Source organism: Stenotrophomonas koreensis (genome assembly GCF_001431525.1).
GTDB classification, from domain to species: Bacteria; Pseudomonadota; Gammaproteobacteria; order Xanthomonadales; family Xanthomonadaceae; genus Stenotrophomonas; species Stenotrophomonas koreensis.
Map to the genome: position 1 here is coordinate 61,943 of NZ_LDJH01000007.1, position 17,276 is coordinate 79,218.

A 17,276-nucleotide genomic window follows, 5' to 3' on the forward strand; every position below is an offset into this window, starting at 1 on the left:
AAAAACCCCTTTTTAAACAGCTACTTGAAGTTGGCACGCAGGGTGCTACTACAAATTATGCGCAGTCTTATCAAGCGCATGTTGCAACTGGCGTATCGGTGTACTACATTGATACAACACCAACCCGATAAATCACTGGAGAACGATCATGAAACCCCGTCTGTTGCTTGCCGCTGTGCTGCTGGCCAGCGCCGCCGGTTTACCGGCGATGGCACAACCCATCAGCGACGACATCCCTACCCTGGCCACGGTGCAGGTCCGCCCCGATGCCGAACAGCAACTGGAACTGCTGGCACGCAAGGTCGTGGACCTGGCCGCGGTGGAAGTCCGCCCGGATGCGTTGACCCTGCTGCAGGCCGCCGGCCTGGTGCCGGTCAACCTGGAGCGTTGGATCGACTTGCCGACGCTGCCGTCGCTGCCCTCGCGCGCGATGATCCGTCTGCCGTATGAGGTGCTGCCATCTGCACTCCAGCGCTGATCCTGCCCAGGCGGGGGCGTAGACTGTGTGCATGTCTACGCCTCCGCAGTTTCACGTCATCCTGTTCGAGCCGGAAATCCCGCCCAACACCGGCAACATCATCCGCTTGTGCGCCAATACCGGCGCCCGCCTGCACCTGATCAAGCCACTGGGCTTTGAACTGAGCGACAAGCACCTGCGCCGGGCCGGGCTGGATTACCACGAGTACGCCGAACTGCAGGTGCATGAACATCTGGACGCAGCGCTGGAGGCAATCACCCCGCGCCGCCTGTTCGCCTTCAGCACCCGCGCCGAGCAGCGCTATGACCAGGTCGCCTATGCCGATGGCGATGCCTTCCTGTTCGGCCCGGAATCACGCGGGCTGCCGGCCGCCGTGTTCGAGCGCATTGCCGGCGAACACCGCCTGCGCCTGCCGATGTGCCCGGGCAACCGCAGCCTGAACCTGTCCAATGCCGTGGCCGTGACCGTGTTCGAGGCCTGGCGCCAGCACGGTTTTGCCGGCGGCCAGTAACCGCCCCGGGCGCCGCGCCTACAGCGCGCGGCCGCGGGTTTCCGGCATCCAGCGCAGCGCGGCCAGGCCGCAGGCCAGGGCCAGCACGGTCGGATAGACCAGTCCCGCCAGCGGGCTGGCGTAATGCGCACTGACCGCGGCGGTGGCCAGCGGCATGAAGCCGCCGAACCAGCCGTTGCCCAGGTGATACGGCAGGCCGATCGCGCTGTAGCGGATATGGGTCGGGAACAGCTCGACCAGGTAGGCCGAGGCCGGGCCGCAGACCAGTGCCACCGGCAGCGACAGCAGCCAAAGCCAGCCCAGCTGGGCCAGCCAGCCACCGCCGGCCACCGTGCTGGCGAGCAGGCCGGCAAATACCGGCAGCAGGCCAAGGCCGGCCAGCAGGAAGCCGGCAATGATCACCGGGCGCCGTCCGATGCGGTCGGACAACCAGCCGGCCAGCGGGAACAGCGGCGCGGCCAGCAGCAGGGCCAGCATCATCCGCGCCCCGGCCTGGCCGACATCCAGCCCGGCCTGGGCCTGCAGGAACACCAGCGGGTAGTACTGGCCGGCGTTCCAGACCACGCCCTGGGCGGCGGTCAGGGTGACCAGCGCCAGCAGCATGGTGCGCCGGTGCTGCGCGCTGCCGAACACCTCGCGCAGCGGCGAGCGCGCCACCCGGCCCTCGCGCTGCAGCTGCTCGAACGCCGGTGATTCGGCCAGGTGCAGGCGCATGTAGACCGACAGCGCGAGCAGCCCGAACGAGGCCAAAAACGGCAGCCGCCAGCCCCAGGCCTGGAAATCGTCCGCGCCCAGCCACTGCCGGCACAGGGTGATGGTGGCCAGTGCCAGCAGCAGGCCGAGGGTGCCTGTGGCCATCACCAGCGAGGTGTTCAGGCCACGCCGCGCCGGGCGCGAGTATTCGGCGACATAGGTCGCCGCACCGCCGAATTCACCGCCCACCGCCAGCCCCTGCAGCAGGCGCAGGATCACCAGCAGCACCGGCGCGGCCAGGCCGATCTGCGCGTGGGTCGGCAGCAGGCCGATCGCCACCGTGGACAGGCCCATCAGCACGATGGTGACCAGGAAGGTCTGGCGGCGGCCGATGCGGTCGCCCATCCGCCCGAAGACCAGCGCGCCCAGCGGGCGCACCACCCAGCCGGCGCCGAACACCGCCAGCGCGGCGAGCAGGCCGGCGGTGCCGTCATGGCTGGGGAAGAAGTGCCGGCCCAGCACCACCGCCAGCGAGCCGTAGAGGAAGAAATCGAACCACTCGAACACGGTGCCGGCCACGGCAGCGGCAATCGCCCGCGCCGAGGACGTGGACGAAGGATCAACCGGAGCGGTGGCGGACATCTCAAATTTCCTGTCTGGGTGTGGTGTTACTTGCCTGCAGTACCGAGGACGCCCTGGTCTGCCAGCGCGGCACAGGCGTCGGCGTCGATGCCCAGCACCTGCTCCAGCACCTGTTCGGTGTGCTGCCCCAGCACCGGGCCGGCGGCGCGGTACTGCACCGGGGTGGCCGAAAAGCACAGCGGGTTGCGCACCATCGGCACCTCGCGGCCACTGGCATGCGGCAATTCGATACGCAGGCCACGCGCCTGCACCTGGGCATCGTCAAACACCTGGTCGATGCGGTTGACCGGGTTGGCCGGCACCACCGCCGCTTCCAGCGCGGCCAGCCATTCGGCCGCCGGCCGGGTACGCAGGATGTCCTGCAGCAGCGGCACCAGCTCGGCGCGCGCGGCCACACGGGCGGCATTGGTGGCATAGCGTGGATCGCTGGCCAGCTCGGGACGGCCGATCACTTCGCAGAAGCGGGCGAACTGGCCGTCATTGCCCACCGCCAGCATGAAATAGCCATCGGCCGCCGGCATCACCTGGTAGGGCACGATGTTCGGGTGCGCGGTGCCCTGGCGGCCCGGCACCACCCCGCCGACCAGGTAGTTCGATGCCTGGTTGGCCAGCCAGGCGACCTGGGTATCGAGCAGGGCCAGGTCGATCTGCTGGCCTTGCCCGGTACGCTCGGCATGGCGCAGTGCGGCCAGGATGCCGGCCACCGCGTACATGCCGGTCAGCAGGTCGGTGGCAGCCACGCCCACCTTCTGCGGGCCACCACCGGGTGCGCCATCGGGCTCGCCGGTCACGCTCATCAGCCCGCCGATGGCCTGGATCGCCGCGTCATAGCCGGCGCGCTGGGCATACGGGCCGGTCTGGCCGTAGCCGGTGATCGAGCAGTAGACCAGCTTCGGGTTGATGAGCTTGAGGCTGTCCCAGTCCAGGCCGTACTTCTTCAGCCCGCCGACCTTGTAGTTCTCCACCAGCACATCGCAGTGGACCACCAGCTCGCGCAGCAGGCGCTGGCCCTCGGCGGTGGCCATGTCGATGGCGATCGAGCGCTTGCCGCGGTTGGCGCACAGGTAATACGCCGATTCGCTGGTCGGCCTGCCCTGGGCATCGGCCAGGAAGGGCGGGCCCCAGCTGCGGGTGTCATCGCCGGCACCGGGCTTTTCCACCTTGATCACGTCGGCGCCGAAATCGGCCAGCACCTGGGTGGCCCAGGGGCCGGCCAGGATGCGTGACAGGTCCAGTACGCGCACACCATCCAACGGCTGGATCATGGCCACCACTCCTGTACTGCCGCCGGCAACGCCGGCACATGCCCGACCGCCTGCTGGAAGGCCTGCGCCAGCGTGATCAGGGTGTATTCCCCGCCAATGCGGCCGACCAGCTGCAGGCCGATCGGCAGTTCGCCCGCGCCCACCGGCAGCGGCAGCGACAGGGCCGGGTTGCCGGCCATGTTGGCGTAGGCGGTGAGGTCGGCCTGGCTGGCCGGCACCGGGGTGCCATGGGCGAAGGCGCGCTGCGGCGCAGTCGGCATGACCAGCACATCGCAGGCGGCCAGCCACTGCTGCAGCTGTACCTGGGCACGGTCGGCCAGCAAGGAGGCCGCGGCCAGGTCGGCCGCCGTCTTGCCCTCGGCCCAGCCCATCAGCTTGACCAGCAGCGGTGAGAACAGCGAACGGTCACCGGCCCAGGCGTCGGCATGCTCGATCAGCATTTCCGCTTCGCACATCAGCAGGCCGGCGCGGCGGGCCTGGCCGGAAGTGAACGCCGGCCCCGGCAGTGCCACGCGCTGGTGCCCCAGGCCGGCGAGCACGCGCAGGCCCTCTTCAAAAGCCGCCTGCACATCGGCATCGACCTCGGCGGCAGCGCCGAAATCGACCACGCCCAGGCGCAGCCCACCGGCCTGGGCAGGCAGGAAATGGATCGGCCGCGACTGCGCGCAGTCCGGGTCAAACCCGGCCAGGGTCTGCAGCAGCAGCGGCAGGTCACGGGCAGAACGGGCCAGCGGGCCGATGTGGTCCAGCCGGCGGCACAGCGGCACCGTGCCGCGGGTGCTGATCGCCCCCCAGCTCGGTTTCAGGCCGACCACACCGCAGTAGGCGGCTGGAATGCGCACCGAGCCCATGGTGTCGGTACCCAGTGCCGCCGCACACAGGCCGGCGGCCACGGCCGCACCGCTGCCACCGGACGAACCACCCGGGGTGTAACCGTGGCGGTGCGGGTTGTGGCAATCGCCATAGAACGGGTTGGCGTTGTCGGCGCCCATCGCCGCTTCGTGCATGTTGAGCTTGCCGACAATCACCGCGCCGGCCGCACGCAAGGCAGCCACCGCCGGGTTGTCGGCCGCCGCCGGCGCGGCATGCCGGCGCGTGCCCATGCCGGCGGTGGTCACCATGCCGGCCACGTCGATGTTGTCCTTGACCGCCACCGGCACGCCTTCCAGTGGCCGTGCCCGGCCTTCGGCAATGCGTGCATCGCTGGCCGCCGCGGCGGCCAGCACCGCATCGGCATCAACGCTGAGGTAGGCATTGACCGCCCCGGCACTGGCCGCCACCGCGGCCAGGGTCTGGGTGGCCAGTTCCACACTGGAAACCTGCCGGTCGGCGAGCAGGGCCCGCTGATCGGTCAGGTCACGGGCCAGCAGCCCGGCATCGGCATGGCTCACGGTGTGTCCTCAGGCAAAGCGCTTGTCGATCAGGCGCACCGGCTTCTGCCGCACCTCGATCCCGGTCAGCGGTGCCAGCGAGCCCGGCGCGCACAGCACCACGCCCATCTCCACGCCCAGTCGCTGACGCAGCAGCGCGCAGAACGCGGCATTGACCGCCTCATCGTCCAGCGCGGCATGGGTCTCCACATGCACCGCCAGCTCGTCGCGGCCGGTGGCATCGCGGCTGGCCATGCAGATGAACTCACCGGCAAACGCGGCGTGCTCTTCCAGGATCGGCGCCATCGCCTGCGGGAACACATTGATGCCGCGGATCTTGACCATGTTGTCGCTGCGGCCGAGGAAGCCCTCGATCCGGCGCAGGTTCATGCCCAGCGAGGACGGGGTGGTCAGCACGCGGGTCACGTCATGGGTGTTGAAGCGGATGATCGGGTAGATGTCGTCCTTGTACAGGCAGGTCACCACCATGTCGCCGACCTCGCCATCGGCCACGATCTGGCCATCGTCGACGCCGAGGATTTCCACGTACTGGGCATCTTCCATCAGGTACAGGCCATCCTGGTCCGGGCCCTGGCCGGCAATCGCACCGGTGTCACCGACGCCGTACCAGTCATACAGCTCCACCCCGCCCCAGGCCGCCGACAGCGACTCGCGCGATTCACGCCCCAGGTGGCCACAGATCATCCGCACCGGGATGTCCTTGCCCGGTTCCAGGCCCTGCTCGCGGGCCACGTCGGCCAGCTTCTTGATGTAATCGGCAAAACCAACGATGACGTTGGTGCCCATGTTCTTCATCAGCTGCACCTGCTGCGCCGAGCGCATCTCGATGCCGGTGCCGGCCGAGCAGAACAGGGCCTGGGTGTAATGGGTGATCGCCTCGCGCACATAGTGGCCGCCGTTGATCATGCCGTGGCCGTAGACCGAGTGGACCACGTCGCCCGGCTTCATCCCCTGCCAGCGGTACAGGCGCGCCAGCAGCAGCGACTGCACCTCGCGCGAGTGCGGCGAAAACACCAGCGGCTGCGGCCGGCCGGTGGTGCCGGAAGTGGTATGGAACACCAGCGGCTTGTTGCCGGCCTCGGTACCGTCCTGCCAGCCGTGGAAATCGCCCAGCGGCGGATTCGCTTCGACCGAGGCCATGATTTCGTGCTTGCCGAACACCGGCAGCTTGGTGATGTCATCCAGGCTGCGGATGTCTTCCGGCTTGATCCCGGCATTGCCCCACAGGCGCTGGTAGAACGGGATCTGCCAGGCACGCGCGACGCAGCGCAGGAACTTCTCGTTCTGCTCGGCGCGCAGTTGCTCGCGGCTGATGGCCTTGAACTTGTCGGTGAAGGCCTGGTCCAGCGGAAACTGCTCCAGCAGCTTGTTGACATCAAACGATTCGAAATAGGTGGCGTAGCTCATGGTGCCTCGACAATCAGCAGGTCAACCAGCTGGCGGACATCGGCGATGTCTTCCAGATGATCGATGTGGGAGATAAGGGTGGATCGGTGTTGCGCCTGGAACGGACGCGCGGCGTGATCCAGGCAGTGATGGAATTTCTCCAGCTGCTGGTCACGGCTGAGCGGACGTTGCGGTGAACCAATCGCCGCGTCGCGATGGCTGTGCAGCACGCTGCCGTCGTGCAGGGTCACGCGCAGCGACTGCGGCACCAGCGCGTTGGGGTCATTGCAGTCATTGGGCAGCAGCTGCAGGTGCGGGGCGAAGGCAGCCAGGCGCGGGTCGGCCAGTTTTTCCGGCGCATATGCCGACAGCCCGACCTTGCCGTCCAGCAGCACCGTGCCAAGCAGGAACGGCAGGCACAGGCGCGCATAACTGGTCTGCATGTCGGCTACGTACGGACGACCGACCAGGCGGTGCACCAGCGGCGGCGCCAGCAATTCGATCCGCGCCACGTTGTCCAGGCTCAGGCCGTGCGCGGCGCGCAGCTCCATCAGCATGTCCTGCGCGGCATGCGCCGCCCCACCGGTGGGGAAGACCTTGTGGCTGACGCTGAGCATCTGCGACTCGCCCGCCGCCAGCCTGGCCAGCGCCGGGCCGGTATCGAACTGGCCCTCGATCAGCGGCAGGTAGCCGAACGGGCCTTCAAGCATGTTCTGCGGGGCCGGGAACCGGTGACGGGCCAGCTCCCAGCAGCTCAGGGCTGCGCGCGAATTCAGTGCAATCTGCAGGGCCAGGGTCGGTGAGCCTTCCACATGCGCCTGCATGGTGCCGGACAGGTGGCTGTAGGTCAGGCCGAGCGCATTGCGCATCAGCACGGCGTCGGCGCCATGCAGGTGGGCAATGCCGGCGGTGGCGCCGAGTGCGCCGCACATGGCCGGACGGAAGAAGCGCATCGGCGCACGGCCGCTGATGCCCAGCAGGGTGGCCACATCCACCGCCACGTTGAGCGCGGTGATCAAGGCACGGCCATCGACGGGCGCCTGGTCAACGTTGGCCTTGTGCTCGGCGGCCGCGATCAGCGCCGAGGCAATCACCGCCATCGGGTGCACCACCGCCGGCATGTGCACGCAATCAAATTCCTGGCTGTGGATCTGCCAGCCGTTGACCATTGCCGCACTGGGGGCCGGCAGTGGCTCACCGGTGACCCACGCGCGGGCACTGGCACCGCTGCCATAGCTGGCGGCACTGGCGCGGATGGCTGCTGTCAACGGCACCTGTGGGCCGGAGCCGGAAATGCCCACGGCCAGCGAATCCATCAGGAACACCCGCGTTGCGGCCACCGCCTCCGGGCCGAGATCGTCAAAACGCAGCGTCTGCGCATGGCGCAGCAGGGCATCGGTCAGCGACATGGGGACACTCGCAGCAGCAGTTCGTTCAGGGCATCCAGGGTGCCGCCTTCGGTGAGCGCGCGCACCTGGACGATCAGCGCATCGGCCAGCTCGTCCGCTACCCCACCCCACCCGGCCAGTGCCAGCGCCTTGGCATCGATGTCGGCAGTGGCCATCGGCTGCTCCGGGTCGCCCCAGGCATCGATGCGGCTGGCAGACAGCACCCGGCCATCGGCCAGCTGCAACTGCACGCTGGCACCGTAATGCTGCGGAAAACGGGCACTGCAGCCGGCGTCCTCGGCCACCACCACGCGCTGGCGGAAGGCGGCAATGGCCGCATCGTGGCAGGCAGCCTCGGTGTAATCGGCCAGCTGCGGGGTGCCACGCACGCAGATCGCCGCCAGCGCATGCTGCAGCGAGAACTTGGCCTGCAGCGCGGTCACCGGCTCGGGCCGGTCGCAGAAACGCAGCGCCTCGGCATAGGTGGCCACGTGGATGGATGCGATCGCCACCCCGTCATCGGCCACGCGCGTGGCCAGCGCATCACGCAGCGCATCGATGGCCGGGTGCGCATGCCGGCAGGCCGGCCATGGCTTGAGGCTGGTGGCATGGATCAGCCAGTCGGCCTCCGGCGCAGTCACCGCCGCGGCATCGGCCTGCGGCGCGGTGGCGGCAAACAGGCCCTGCTCGCCCTCCAGGATGCGCAGCGGCCCGCGCACGCCGGCGCTGGCCAGCCACGCGGCCTGCCAGCCGCTCTGTGCGGCCTGGGCGTTGTGCAGCGACTTGGTCGGCACGTCCTCATGACGCATCTGCCACAGGCCGCCGGTGCGGCTGCCGGCCGTGCCCAGCGCATCGGCGGTCTGCCCGGCGTCCAGGCCGAGCACCGAGGCGGCCGCCGCGGCGGCGCCAAATGCGCCGGCGGTCGAGGTCGGGTGCCAGTAGCGGTAATGCGAGGTACCCAGCGCGCGGCCGATGCGGATGGTGGCCTCGTAGCCGCGCACGATCGCATCGAGCAGGTCATGGCCGTTGCCGCCGGCCTGCTGGCAAGCGGCCAGCGCCACCGGGATCACCACCGGACCGGGATGCAGGATTGCCGTGCGGTGGACATCGTCCATTTCCAGCACATTGCCCAGCGCGGCATTGAGCAGCAGCGCATCGTGGATCGTCCGCGCGCCAACGCTCACTGCCGTGCAGGGTCCCGGCGCGCTGGCCCCGGCCGCCAGCAGCGTCTGCAGCTGCGCAGCCAGCGGACTGCGCAGGCCGCCAAGCGCGCAGCCCAGCCAGTCCACCAGCAGCGCTGCCGCGCGCTGACGCGCCGGCATGTCGACCGGACGCTGCAGCAGCAGTGCCAGTTGCTGGACAAGGGAGGAAGCGGCCACGGTCATCAAGGATTCCTGCATCGACAAGTGGAACAGGACGCGGCGTGCGGATGCCGCGCAGGTTTCGATCATACCCAACTTTGTCCGGACATATCATATGATCCGCGCATCGATCTTGATTGGATGTACGCATGCCACACGCGCTGGACCGCTCCCGCTTCCTGGACCACATCCGCGCTGCCGGCGAGGTCTACGCCCCTGGCTGCGCCGGGCATTCGCTGCTGTTTGAACAATGGCTGCAGTCCGAGCCAGAGGCCAGCGCCGGCACCCGCTACAGCGGCGTGCAGATCCCCACGGTCAACCGTTTTGATTTTGCCGGGCTGCACCCGCAGGCGCGCCAGCGCACGATCTTCCTGTCGGCCGAGCTGCGCGAAAGCTGGCTGGCCGGGCGGGTGGACTACCTGCCGATGACCTATTCGGCGACCTGGCGCTGGCTGCGCGAGGTGGCCCGCTTCGACGTGGCGCTGGTGCAGGTGGCCCCGCCCGATGCCCACGGCAACTGCTCGCTGGGCATCGCCTGCGATTTCACCCCGGCGGCCTGGCCCAGGGCCCGCGTGGTGCTGGCGCACATCAACCCGTTGATGCCGCGCACCCGTGGCCCGTCCATCCCGTACAGCGCGATCACCGCGGCCATCGAGGCCGAGGCGCCACTGCTGGAAGTGCCCGACCCGCCGGCCGATCCGGCGATGGATGCGGTGGCCCGGCAGGTGGCCGGACTGATCGACGATGGCGCCACCCTGCAGCTGGGCCTGGGCCGGCTGCAGTCGGCGGTGCTGCGCGCGGTGGCCGACCGTCGCGGCATGCGCATCCACAGCGGCATGGTCTCCGACGGCCTGCTCGGCCTGTACGAATCCGGCGCGCTGGCCGATGCCGACGATGCGGTGGTCAGTGGCGTGGCCCTGGGCAGCCAGGCGCTGTACCGCGCCTGCGGGCAGATCCAGTTCCGCGAGGTCGGCCATACCCATGCCGCCGCCACCCTGGCCGGCATCGACAGCCTGCACGCGATCAACAGCGCGCTGTCGGTGGACCTGCTGGGCCAGGTCAACGGCGAGTTCCTGTCTGGCAGGCAAATGAGTGGGGTCGGCGGCCTGCCCGATTTCATTGCCGGTGCTCGCCAAAGCGCTGCCGGGCGCGGCATCATTGCGCTCCCGGCCAGCACCCCGAAGGGACAATGCCGCATCGTGCCGATGCTGCCCACTGGTCCGGTAAGCCTTGCCCGGGTCGATGCCGACTGCATCGTCACCGAGCATGGCGTGGCTGACCTTCGTCATCTGGATGTACACCAACGGGCTGCTGCCCTGATCGCCATTGCCGCCCCCGAGCACCGTGAGCAGCTGCGCAGCGCCTGGCATGAACTCTCACGGACACTCTGAACAAGACAAGGACTGCCACTGATGACTGGCTCACGCCGAACCAAACCCCGTTACGCCGAACTCGGTGATGCCCTGCAACGGGCAATCGAGAAGGGCGAATACCCGGTGGGCACCCTGCTGCCGACCGAACTGGAGCTGTGCGAGCGTTACCAGGTCAGCCGGCATACCGCGCGCGCCGCGCTGACCCAGCTGATCAACGCCGGCCTGGTCGACCGCCGCCCCGGTGCCGGCACCCGGGTGATCGCGCAGAACGTGGCGATGCGCTACGAGCACGAGATCGACACCGTCGACCTGCTGCTGCAGTACGGCAACACCACCCGCCTGCAGGTGATCAGCGCCCAGCGCCTGCCGGCCAGCGCCGAGATCGCACGCCAGCTGGAAATCACCGAAGGCAAGGACTACCTGCGCCTGTACACCCTGCGTCTGGAGGAACCGAGCCGGCAGCCGCTGGCGGTGACCGAGATGTGGATCCCGGTGCGCAGCACGGTGCCGGTGGACAAGCTGCTGGATGTGGCCACCGCCGCGCGCGCGGTGGCGCGCTTCCTGGAACCGACCCGGCTGTCGCGGGTCGAGCAGGTGTTCGATGCAACTTCCTTCAGCACCGAGGACGCACGCCAGCTGGGGATCAAGAAAAGCGAGCCGGCCATGCGCGTGCAGCGCCGTTACCGCGATACCCAGGGCAAGCTGCTGCTGATTGCCACCAGCCTGCATCCGCCGGGCCGCTTTGCCTATTCGATGGTGCTCTCGCGCAACCACCGCTGAGCTGGCCGCTCAAGGCACAAGCATCGTGCGCAAGCGCACTCCCACCAAGGTGCCTGCCTGCAGCAGGCTGTTGTGGGGATCAACGGTCTTGATCAAGCCGCGAGGCTGACCGCCGTTGCAGGCCAGGTTCCCGGCCGCTGCAGCAGCGGCCCCCGCCGCGGTCTGGTTGGCCTGTCGCGTGCCAGCGCACAGCCACAAAGGCCGTCGCCTGCAGCAGGCTGTTGTGGAAGCGAACTCGCGAACCAACAAAAAGCCACCGCATGCGGTGGCTTTTTGTTGCCGGCCGTTCGCCCTGCGACGGTGGCTGGCCTGGCGTGCCGGGTGCGGCAGCCGCCGATGCGCCCGGGGGAGGGATCGACGCATCGGGCGGGCTGCCAGCACCCTGGCCGGGCAAGGGCCAGGCCCGCCAGGGCTTACTTCTTGAACAGCAGCGCCAGCACGCTCGGGCGCAGGGCCAGGCGCATCATCTGGCGGAACTCGGCCGGAGTCAGCGAGGTCTTGCACTGCATCATGCCGGCCACGCCATCCATCACCAGCAGGCCGTCCTCGGCCTTGACGTCATTGATGCGCACGTCCAGCTTGGTCATCGGGGTCACCACCTTCATGGCTCAGCCCTCCCAGTTCTTCAGGCCGACGATGCCACGGCCGGCGGCACGGCCGGAGATCATCGCCTCGGTCAGGTAGGAACCGTTCTGGTACAGGTCGGAGAACATCGAGCCCATCTCGCCGGCCTCGTACAGGCGCGGGATCGGCTGGCCGGCGTGGTCGAGCACCTCGGACTTGATGTTGCGACGGGCACCACCGCCGGTGCAGACGATCACCGGGTCGATGCGCACGCCGTAGAACGGGCCCTGGGCTATCGGCTGCAGGGTCAGCGGATTGCGGCCGAAGGCCTCGTCGTTGCCGGCGGCACAGGCAGCGTTGTAGCGGTCCACTTCCGCGCGCAGCTTGGCCGGGTCACGCCCGATCAGCACCGCCAGTTCCTCGATGGTGTCGGCCTTCTGGATCCAGCCCTTGGCGATTTCGGCCGAGTTGTCGTCCGACCACTGGTAGCCACGCACCACCGGGTTCCAGCTCATCACTTCCACCACCAGCTTGTTGTACTGGCAGGTGTTGTGGTCAAAGATCATGTGCACCGGCTGCGCACGGTAGTGCGGGGTATCGACCCAATGGCCGTGCTTCTTTTCCTTGTAGTGAGTCAGCTGCAGCTCGGCGGTTTCGTTGTAGAAACGCTCGGTGTTGGCGTCCACCTCGATCCAGCTGAAGCTCTGCCAGAAGAAGTTGCGCAAAAAGCCGTTGACGAAGCCTTCCGGCTTGAAGCCCGGCCAGATGCCACCGGACTGGCCCTGGTTGCGCATGTGCCACAGGTCGGCACCGGCCTTCTGCAGGATCTTGATGCCGTCACCGGTATTGTGCGGGGTGCCCAGTGGCGCCGGGTTGGACAGGCCGAAGTAGTTGCGCTGCATGTCCAGGTTGGCCTCGAAGCCACCGGTGGCCATCACCACACCCTTGTTGGCGCGGATGTTCACGCGCGCACCGTTCTGCTCGGCGACCACGCCGAACACTTCCAGCGTGTCCGGGTCCTGGATCAGGTCACGCACCGGGGATTCATAGGCGATCTGGATGCGCGGGCGCTGGCGGATGTTCTCGCGGAAGGCCAGGTACACGCCCGACGGCAGCGGCAGGATGGTGGCGGTGCAGTGCACCGCCTCGCGGGCGCCGAACTCGGGGAATTCCAGCACCGCATCGCGCTCGGAGAAGCCGGTGCCATGGATGTACTGCGCACCGGCCTGGGCCGCACGCTCCTGGATCCACGGCTCCAGCGCTTCCATCGCCTCGGACCACGGCACCAGCATGTCTTCCGGGATCGGGTTGGCCACGCTCATCTTGCGCTGGTACTCGGCCAGCACCTTGGCATTCTTGGTGATCAACAGCGACTGGCCGGCCACGCGGCTGTTGCCGCCGGTTTCGGCTTCCGGGGCCTTTTCCAGGATCAGGATCGACAGGTTCGGGTCGGCGTCATGCGCCTCGATCGCCGCGCTCATCGCCGCCAGGCCGAAGCCACCAATGACGAGGTCGTACTGCTGGTCCCACTGCTTGACAGAATTCAGGCTGGCCATGTTCCCCTCCCAGGGCGGTTGCGAATGTCCTTACTGTTGGACATGTCCGTACATATCGCCAACCAATTTGCGTACGATCCACAACCAATGGTTGTTGAAAGGACAAACCCGTGGACCTGCGCCAGCTGCGTTACTTCCTTGCCGTGGTCGAACATGGCAGCTTCACCCGCGCCGCCGCCGCCACCGGGCGCACCCAGCAGGCGCTGAGCAAGGGCATCAATGCGCTGGAACAGCAGCTGGGCGAGCGCCTGTTCGAGCGCGGCACCCGCCAGGCCGTGCTCACCGATGCCGGCCGCCTGCTGCTGGACCACGCGCGCACCGCCGATGACGCGGTACGCCGCTTCGAGGACCGGCTGGCCGAGATGCAGACCGGCAGCGAGGGCCAGGTACGCATCGGCACCGGGCCGTCCACCGCCGGCTCACTGCTCGCCCCGGCGGTACTGGCGTTGCGCCGGCACTGGCCGAAGATCGGCGTGCACGTGGCCGGCGGCATTGCCCCGGAGCTGCTGCCGGCGCTGCTGGCGCGCGAACTGGACGTGGTGGTGACCCTGCACACCACCGGTGCGGAGCCACCGGATCCGCGCATCGCCAGCGAAGTGCTGATGCACGATGAGTACCGTGTGCTGGCCAGCGTGCGCCATCCGCTGGCGCGCACGCGGGCCCTGCAGCTGGCCAGCCTGATCGACCAGCCGTGGATCTTCGGCCGCCGCCTGGGCGAGGTCGAGCACGCCTTCCGCCAGCAGTTCCTCGATGCCGGGCTGCAGCCACCGGCCAACACCATGGACACCGGCTCGCCGGAATTCCTGCGCGCCCTGGTGCGCGAAGGTGGTTATCTCACCTTGCTGCCCAGCCGCATTGCCCACGCCGAACTGCTCAGCGGGCACTGGGTCGCGCTGGACGTGCCGGGCATGAGCTGGCAGCGCCCGGTGATGGCCTACACCCGCGCCGGCGAACCGCAGAGTGCCCCGCTGGCCCGGCTGCTGCAGGCCCTGCGCAATGCCGCGCAGATGGCCGGCGTGCGCGAGGTGGGCAGCCCGTCGATGCGTTGAAGACACCGCGCCCCCTCGCCTGCCGCGGCGTCCGGCAGGCCGCATCAACCGCCTGCAGGGCCGGCAGCGGCCAGGCATCCCGACATCCGGCCGCTGGTCACAGGCGCCCATTGCGCTTGTCATGCCGCCGCCTTGAAAATGCCTGCCGCTGATGAGCCTGGGGGGAAATCGATGTTTTCTTTGTCGTGGCGGGGCTATGGCCTGGCCGGAATCCTGCTGCCTGTTGCCTGCCTGGCACTGGTGGTCATGCTGCTGGGAGATATTGACCACCCGGCGGGCGCGAAGCTGTTCTGGGGCCTGCTGCTGGCCGGCAGCCCGCTGCTGTGGTGGCTGGGCAACCGTCTGAACGGTTAGGCCGAACCCGGGGAGGAACCGCACCGTTTCATGGGCCTGTCGTTGCAGAAGGTGCCGTTGATCTACCTGGGGCTGTTCGGGTTGTACCTGCTGGGCAAGGCGATGCAATGAGCAACGATTTCCATACCCTGTACCGCCGCAACCGCCTGCGCGCGGTCCTGCTGTTCATGGCGCTGGGCTGCCTGGTCGGCTTCATCGCCGATGTGGTGGACCGCCACGCCCTGACCGGCGGCATTGCGGCCACGGTCACCCGTGCCTCGAAGTACACCACCCAGGCCAACCAGTGGTTTGCCAGCGGCGATGGCCAGCTGGACGTACGCATCACCCCCGACAGTGGCACCGCCTTCGTTTACCCGCTGGTATTGAGCCCGCGCGATATCGAACACCTGCTGGCCGATGGCAGCATCCGCATCAAGTACATGGCCGACCGCCCGGCACGCCACTGGCCCGATGGCGAGCCATTGCCGCCGATGGACTGGTACCTGCTGGTGCTGGCCGGGCTGCTGGGCGGGGTGTTCGTGCTGTCGCTGCGGGCACGCTGAGCATGTCCGCGCGCCCCGTCCGCTGCTGGCCGCCGTGCTCGGCTTGGCCCTGCTCGGCCCTGCTCCCTCCTGGGCGCGGGGCCCGTTGCCGGCCGCTGCGGCCGGCCCATCGCCGGCCGAACGCATCGGCCTGCGCTCGATGCGTTTGCCTGCCGGCAGCTTCGTGATGGGTGGGTGCGGCGACGCGGACTGCCGACCGGCCGATCCGCAGGCCGGTGCCGAGGAAGGCCCGCCAGTCAACGTCCGGGTGGGCAGCTTCATCATCGGCAAGTTCGAAGTGACCCTGGGCCAGTACCTGGCCTTCATCGAGGCGACCGGCGCGCAGGACACCCTGCACCAGCACTTCCATGAGTTCAACCGCCGTGGCCCGGAGGCACCGGTGGTGCTGGTCAGCTGGAACGATGCACAGGCCTTCGTGGCCTGGCTCAACAGTGCCGGCCGCGGCGGCTGGCGGCTGCCCACCGAGGCCGAATGGGAATATGCCTGCCGTGCCGGTGGCCGCCATCTGTACTGCGGGAGCAACCATGCCGATGCGGTGGCCTGGTACTCCGGCAATGCTGACCATGGCACGGGTATCAACTGGCAGCAGCCGGTCGGACGCAAGCAGGCCAACCGCTTTGGCCTGCATGACATGAGCGGCAACGTGGCCGAATGGGTACAGGACTGCTGGCACGACAGCCATGCCGGGCGCCCGGCCGATGCACGCGCGCGCAACGGTGGCTGCCGCGCCGGTGACGGCTTTGCCCGGCGCGTGCTCCGTAACGGTGGCCACGACCTGCTCGATCAGGTCAGCCGGGCCAGTGCCCGCCGCCCCGGCAATGCCGGCGGGGCCGACACCACCAGCGGCTTCCGGGTCGCCCGCGACCTGCCACGCTGAGCAACTGCCCGCCGGGAGCGGCGGGCAGGCAAGGCTCAGTAATCCTCTTCCTCGGCCGCGCGCCGGCCCTGCTCGCGGATCAGCGCCATCTCGCGCGCGTCGTTGATTGCCTCGCGCACGCTGTCCAGGTCCACCGCGCTTTCGTCCGGGGTGTACTCACCGGTGAGCACGGTATCCGGGTAGAGGTCACCGGCCTGGAACAGCTCCCACATCTGCTCGCCATACCAGGTATCGAGCAGCTCCGGCGCGCTGCGTCCCAGGTAGGCGGTGAGGTTGTTGACGTCGCGCAGCAGCATGGTGCGCGCGGCATTGTTGCCGGCCGCGCTGACCACCTGCGGGAAATCAATCACGATCGGGCCATCCGGGCCGATGAGCACGTTGTACGGCGACAAGTCGCCATGGATCAGGCCACAGCACAGCATCAGCTTGATCTGCTCCAGCAGCACGCGGTGATAATCACGCGCCTGTCCGGCCTCCAGCGCCACCTCGCCCAGACGCGGGGCGCTGAAGCCTTCGGCATCGGTGACCAGTTCCATCACCAGCACGCCGTGGAAATAACCAAACGGCTCGGGTACACGGACACCGGCGGCGCGCAGCTGGTACAGCGCATCGACCTCGGTGTTCTTCCATTCCTGTTCCTGCTGCTTGCGGCCGTACTTGCTGGCCTTGGCCATGGCCCGCGCCTCGCGGCTGCCACGCACCTTGCGCCCTTCCTGGTACTGCACCCGCTGCTGGAAGCTGCGCTGGGCCATGTCCTTGTAGACCTTGGCACAGCGCACCTGATCGCCGGTACGCACGACATACACCGCTGCTTCTTTGCCGCTCTTGAGCGGACGCAGTACCTCGTCGATAACGCCGTCGTCGATCAATTCTTGAAGTTGTACAGGTGTTTTCACTGTGTCTCGTCGGCAAAGGCCGCCAGCGCGGCAATGGGTGGGAAGCCCGGCCCGCCATTGTTGCCCAAGCCGGAGGAAAAAAACCTGCCCCTGGCTGTCTGCCCCGGCACTGCCGGTGGGTTGCGCACAACCATCCGGGCCGCAGCGGGCTGGCCAGCAGCAGCGCGCGG

17 protein-coding genes are annotated in these 17,276 nt (G+C 68.4%); 8 read left to right on the top strand and 9 right to left on the bottom strand.

The window, feature by feature from the left end:
• Positions 1–148 precede the first annotated feature (148 nt).
• Both ABB25_RS05065 and ABB25_RS05070 read left to right on the top strand, forming a co-directional pair.
• The gene (locus ABB25_RS05065) at positions 149–478 is read left to right on the top strand and encodes a hypothetical protein (protein WP_152981024.1); all 330 of its coding nucleotides are present in this window, start codon (positions 149–151) and stop codon (positions 476–478) included.
• Between the two features lie 31 nt (positions 479–509).
• Entirely contained in the window at positions 510–989 is a 480-nt protein-coding gene (locus ABB25_RS05070) for a tRNA (cytidine(34)-2'-O)-methyltransferase (protein WP_057664590.1), read from the top strand.
• A gap of 18 nt (positions 990–1,007) precedes the next feature.
• Here the strand turns inward: ABB25_RS05070 and ABB25_RS05075 are convergent, their stop codons facing one another.
• Genes ABB25_RS05075 through ABB25_RS05100 form a run of 6 tightly spaced genes read right to left on the bottom strand, consistent with a single transcriptional unit; the run spans position 1,008 to position 9,139 of the window.
• Complete coding sequence (locus ABB25_RS05075; RefSeq protein WP_083488118.1) at positions 1,008–2,324, bottom strand: MFS transporter; 1,317 nt, start codon at positions 2,322–2,324, stop codon at positions 1,008–1,010.
• Positions 2,325–2,350: 26 nt separating this feature from the next.
• A complete protein-coding gene (locus ABB25_RS05080) occupies positions 2,351–3,589 on the bottom strand; it encodes a CaiB/BaiF CoA transferase family protein (RefSeq protein ID WP_057664646.1) in 1,239 nt (412 codons plus the stop codon).
• Positions 3,586–4,980: an amidase gene (locus ABB25_RS05085; RefSeq protein WP_057664594.1), complete on the bottom strand. Its 1,395-nt coding sequence runs from the start codon at positions 4,978–4,980 to the stop codon at positions 3,586–3,588. Before ABB25_RS05085 ends, ABB25_RS05080 begins: the two co-directional genes overlap by 4 nt.
• Before the next feature lie 9 nt (positions 4,981–4,989).
• Positions 4,990–6,387, bottom strand: a complete 1,398-nt coding sequence (locus ABB25_RS05090; RefSeq protein WP_057664596.1) for a phenylacetate--CoA ligase family protein — start codon at positions 6,385–6,387, stop codon at positions 4,990–4,992.
• Entirely contained in the window at positions 6,384–7,775 is a 1,392-nt protein-coding gene (locus ABB25_RS05095) for an MmgE/PrpD family protein (protein ID WP_057664598.1), read from the bottom strand. The genes ABB25_RS05090 and ABB25_RS05095 overlap by 4 nt, the downstream gene beginning before the upstream one ends.
• The gene (locus ABB25_RS05100; RefSeq protein WP_160319409.1) at positions 7,766–9,139 is read right to left on the bottom strand and encodes an MmgE/PrpD family protein; all 1,374 of its coding nucleotides are present in this window, start codon (positions 9,137–9,139) and stop codon (positions 7,766–7,768) included. Before ABB25_RS05100 ends, ABB25_RS05095 begins: the two co-directional genes overlap by 10 nt.
• 125 nt (positions 9,140–9,264) lie before the next feature.
• Here ABB25_RS05100 and ABB25_RS05105 point away from each other — a divergent pair, with 125 nt between their 5' ends.
• Together ABB25_RS05105 and ABB25_RS05110 are read left to right on the top strand one after the other, a co-directional pair.
• Positions 9,265–10,506 (top strand): acetyl-CoA hydrolase/transferase family protein, encoded by a 1,242-nt coding sequence (locus tag ABB25_RS05105; RefSeq protein WP_057664603.1) that lies wholly within the window; start codon positions 9,265–9,267, stop codon positions 10,504–10,506.
• A gap of 21 nt (positions 10,507–10,527) precedes the next feature.
• Positions 10,528–11,268 (top strand): GntR family transcriptional regulator, encoded by a 741-nt coding sequence (locus tag ABB25_RS05110; protein ID WP_057664611.1) that lies wholly within the window; start codon positions 10,528–10,530, stop codon positions 11,266–11,268.
• A 413-nt stretch (positions 11,269–11,681) separates the two neighbouring features.
• Here ABB25_RS05110 and ABB25_RS05120 read toward each other — a convergent pair whose 3' ends face one another.
• Positions 11,682–11,873, bottom strand: a complete 192-nt coding sequence (locus tag ABB25_RS05120; protein WP_057664615.1) for a hypothetical protein — start codon at positions 11,871–11,873, stop codon at positions 11,682–11,684.
• Positions 11,874–11,876: 3 nt separating this feature from the next.
• Positions 11,877–13,388: an FAD-dependent oxidoreductase gene (locus ABB25_RS05125; RefSeq protein WP_057664616.1), complete on the bottom strand. Its 1,512-nt coding sequence runs from the start codon at positions 13,386–13,388 to the stop codon at positions 11,877–11,879.
• Between the two features lie 110 nt (positions 13,389–13,498).
• Here ABB25_RS05125 and ABB25_RS05130 point away from each other — a divergent pair, with 110 nt between their 5' ends.
• From ABB25_RS05130 to ABB25_RS05145, 4 genes are all read left to right on the top strand, one after another.
• Positions 13,499–14,437, top strand: a complete 939-nt coding sequence (locus ABB25_RS05130) for a LysR family transcriptional regulator (protein WP_057664618.1) — start codon at positions 13,499–13,501, stop codon at positions 14,435–14,437.
• A gap of 171 nt (positions 14,438–14,608) precedes the next feature.
• Positions 14,609–14,791: a hypothetical protein gene (locus ABB25_RS05135; RefSeq protein ID WP_057664620.1), complete on the top strand. Its 183-nt coding sequence runs from the start codon at positions 14,609–14,611 to the stop codon at positions 14,789–14,791.
• 107 nt (positions 14,792–14,898) lie between these two features.
• Positions 14,899–15,333, top strand: a complete 435-nt coding sequence (locus ABB25_RS14750; protein WP_057664622.1) for a hypothetical protein — start codon at positions 14,899–14,901, stop codon at positions 15,331–15,333.
• Between the two features lie 34 nt (positions 15,334–15,367).
• Complete coding sequence (locus tag ABB25_RS05145) at positions 15,368–16,210, top strand: formylglycine-generating enzyme family protein (RefSeq protein WP_160319410.1); 843 nt, start codon at positions 15,368–15,370, stop codon at positions 16,208–16,210.
• A gap of 35 nt (positions 16,211–16,245) precedes the next feature.
• Here the strand turns inward: ABB25_RS05145 and ABB25_RS05150 are convergent, their stop codons facing one another.
• On the bottom strand, positions 16,246–17,106 hold the full coding sequence (locus tag ABB25_RS05150) for a PA4780 family RIO1-like protein kinase (RefSeq protein WP_057664626.1): 861 nt from the start codon (positions 17,104–17,106) through the stop codon (positions 16,246–16,248).
• Positions 17,107–17,276 lie beyond the last annotated feature (170 nt).

What these genes read in the sequence shown, in the direction of transcription:
- ABB25_RS05065 (WP_152981024.1), top strand. Translation starts at nt 149, where the DNA reads ATGAAACCCCGTCTGTTGCTTGCCGCTGTGCTGCTGGCCAGCGCCGCC.
- ABB25_RS05070 (WP_057664590.1), top strand. Translation starts at nt 510, where the DNA reads ATGTCTACGCCTCCGCAGTTTCACGTCATCCTGTTCGAGCCGGAAATC.
- ABB25_RS05075 (WP_083488118.1), bottom strand. Translation starts at nt 2,324, where the DNA reads ATGTCCGCCACCGCTCCGGTTGATCCTTCGTCCACGTCCTCGGCGCGG.
- ABB25_RS05080 (WP_057664646.1), bottom strand. Translation starts at nt 3,589, where the DNA reads ATGATCCAGCCGTTGGATGGTGTGCGCGTACTGGACCTGTCACGCATC.
- ABB25_RS05090 (WP_057664596.1), bottom strand. Translation starts at nt 6,387, where the DNA reads ATGAGCTACGCCACCTATTTCGAATCGTTTGATGTCAACAAGCTGCTG.
- ABB25_RS05095 (WP_057664598.1), bottom strand. Translation starts at nt 7,775, where the DNA reads ATGTCGCTGACCGATGCCCTGCTGCGCCATGCGCAGACGCTGCGTTTT.
- ABB25_RS05100 (WP_160319409.1), bottom strand. Translation starts at nt 9,139, where the DNA reads ATGACCGTGGCCGCTTCCTCCCTTGTCCAGCAACTGGCACTGCTGCTG.
- ABB25_RS05105 (WP_057664603.1), top strand. Translation starts at nt 9,265, where the DNA reads ATGCCACACGCGCTGGACCGCTCCCGCTTCCTGGACCACATCCGCGCT.
- ABB25_RS05110 (WP_057664611.1), top strand. Translation starts at nt 10,528, where the DNA reads ATGACTGGCTCACGCCGAACCAAACCCCGTTACGCCGAACTCGGTGAT.
- ABB25_RS05120 (WP_057664615.1), bottom strand. Translation starts at nt 11,873, where the DNA reads ATGAAGGTGGTGACCCCGATGACCAAGCTGGACGTGCGCATCAATGAC.
- ABB25_RS05125 (WP_057664616.1), bottom strand. Translation starts at nt 13,388, where the DNA reads ATGGCCAGCCTGAATTCTGTCAAGCAGTGGGACCAGCAGTACGACCTC.
- ABB25_RS05135 (WP_057664620.1), top strand. Translation starts at nt 14,609, where the DNA reads ATGTTTTCTTTGTCGTGGCGGGGCTATGGCCTGGCCGGAATCCTGCTG.
- ABB25_RS14750 (WP_057664622.1), top strand. Translation starts at nt 14,899, where the DNA reads ATGAGCAACGATTTCCATACCCTGTACCGCCGCAACCGCCTGCGCGCG.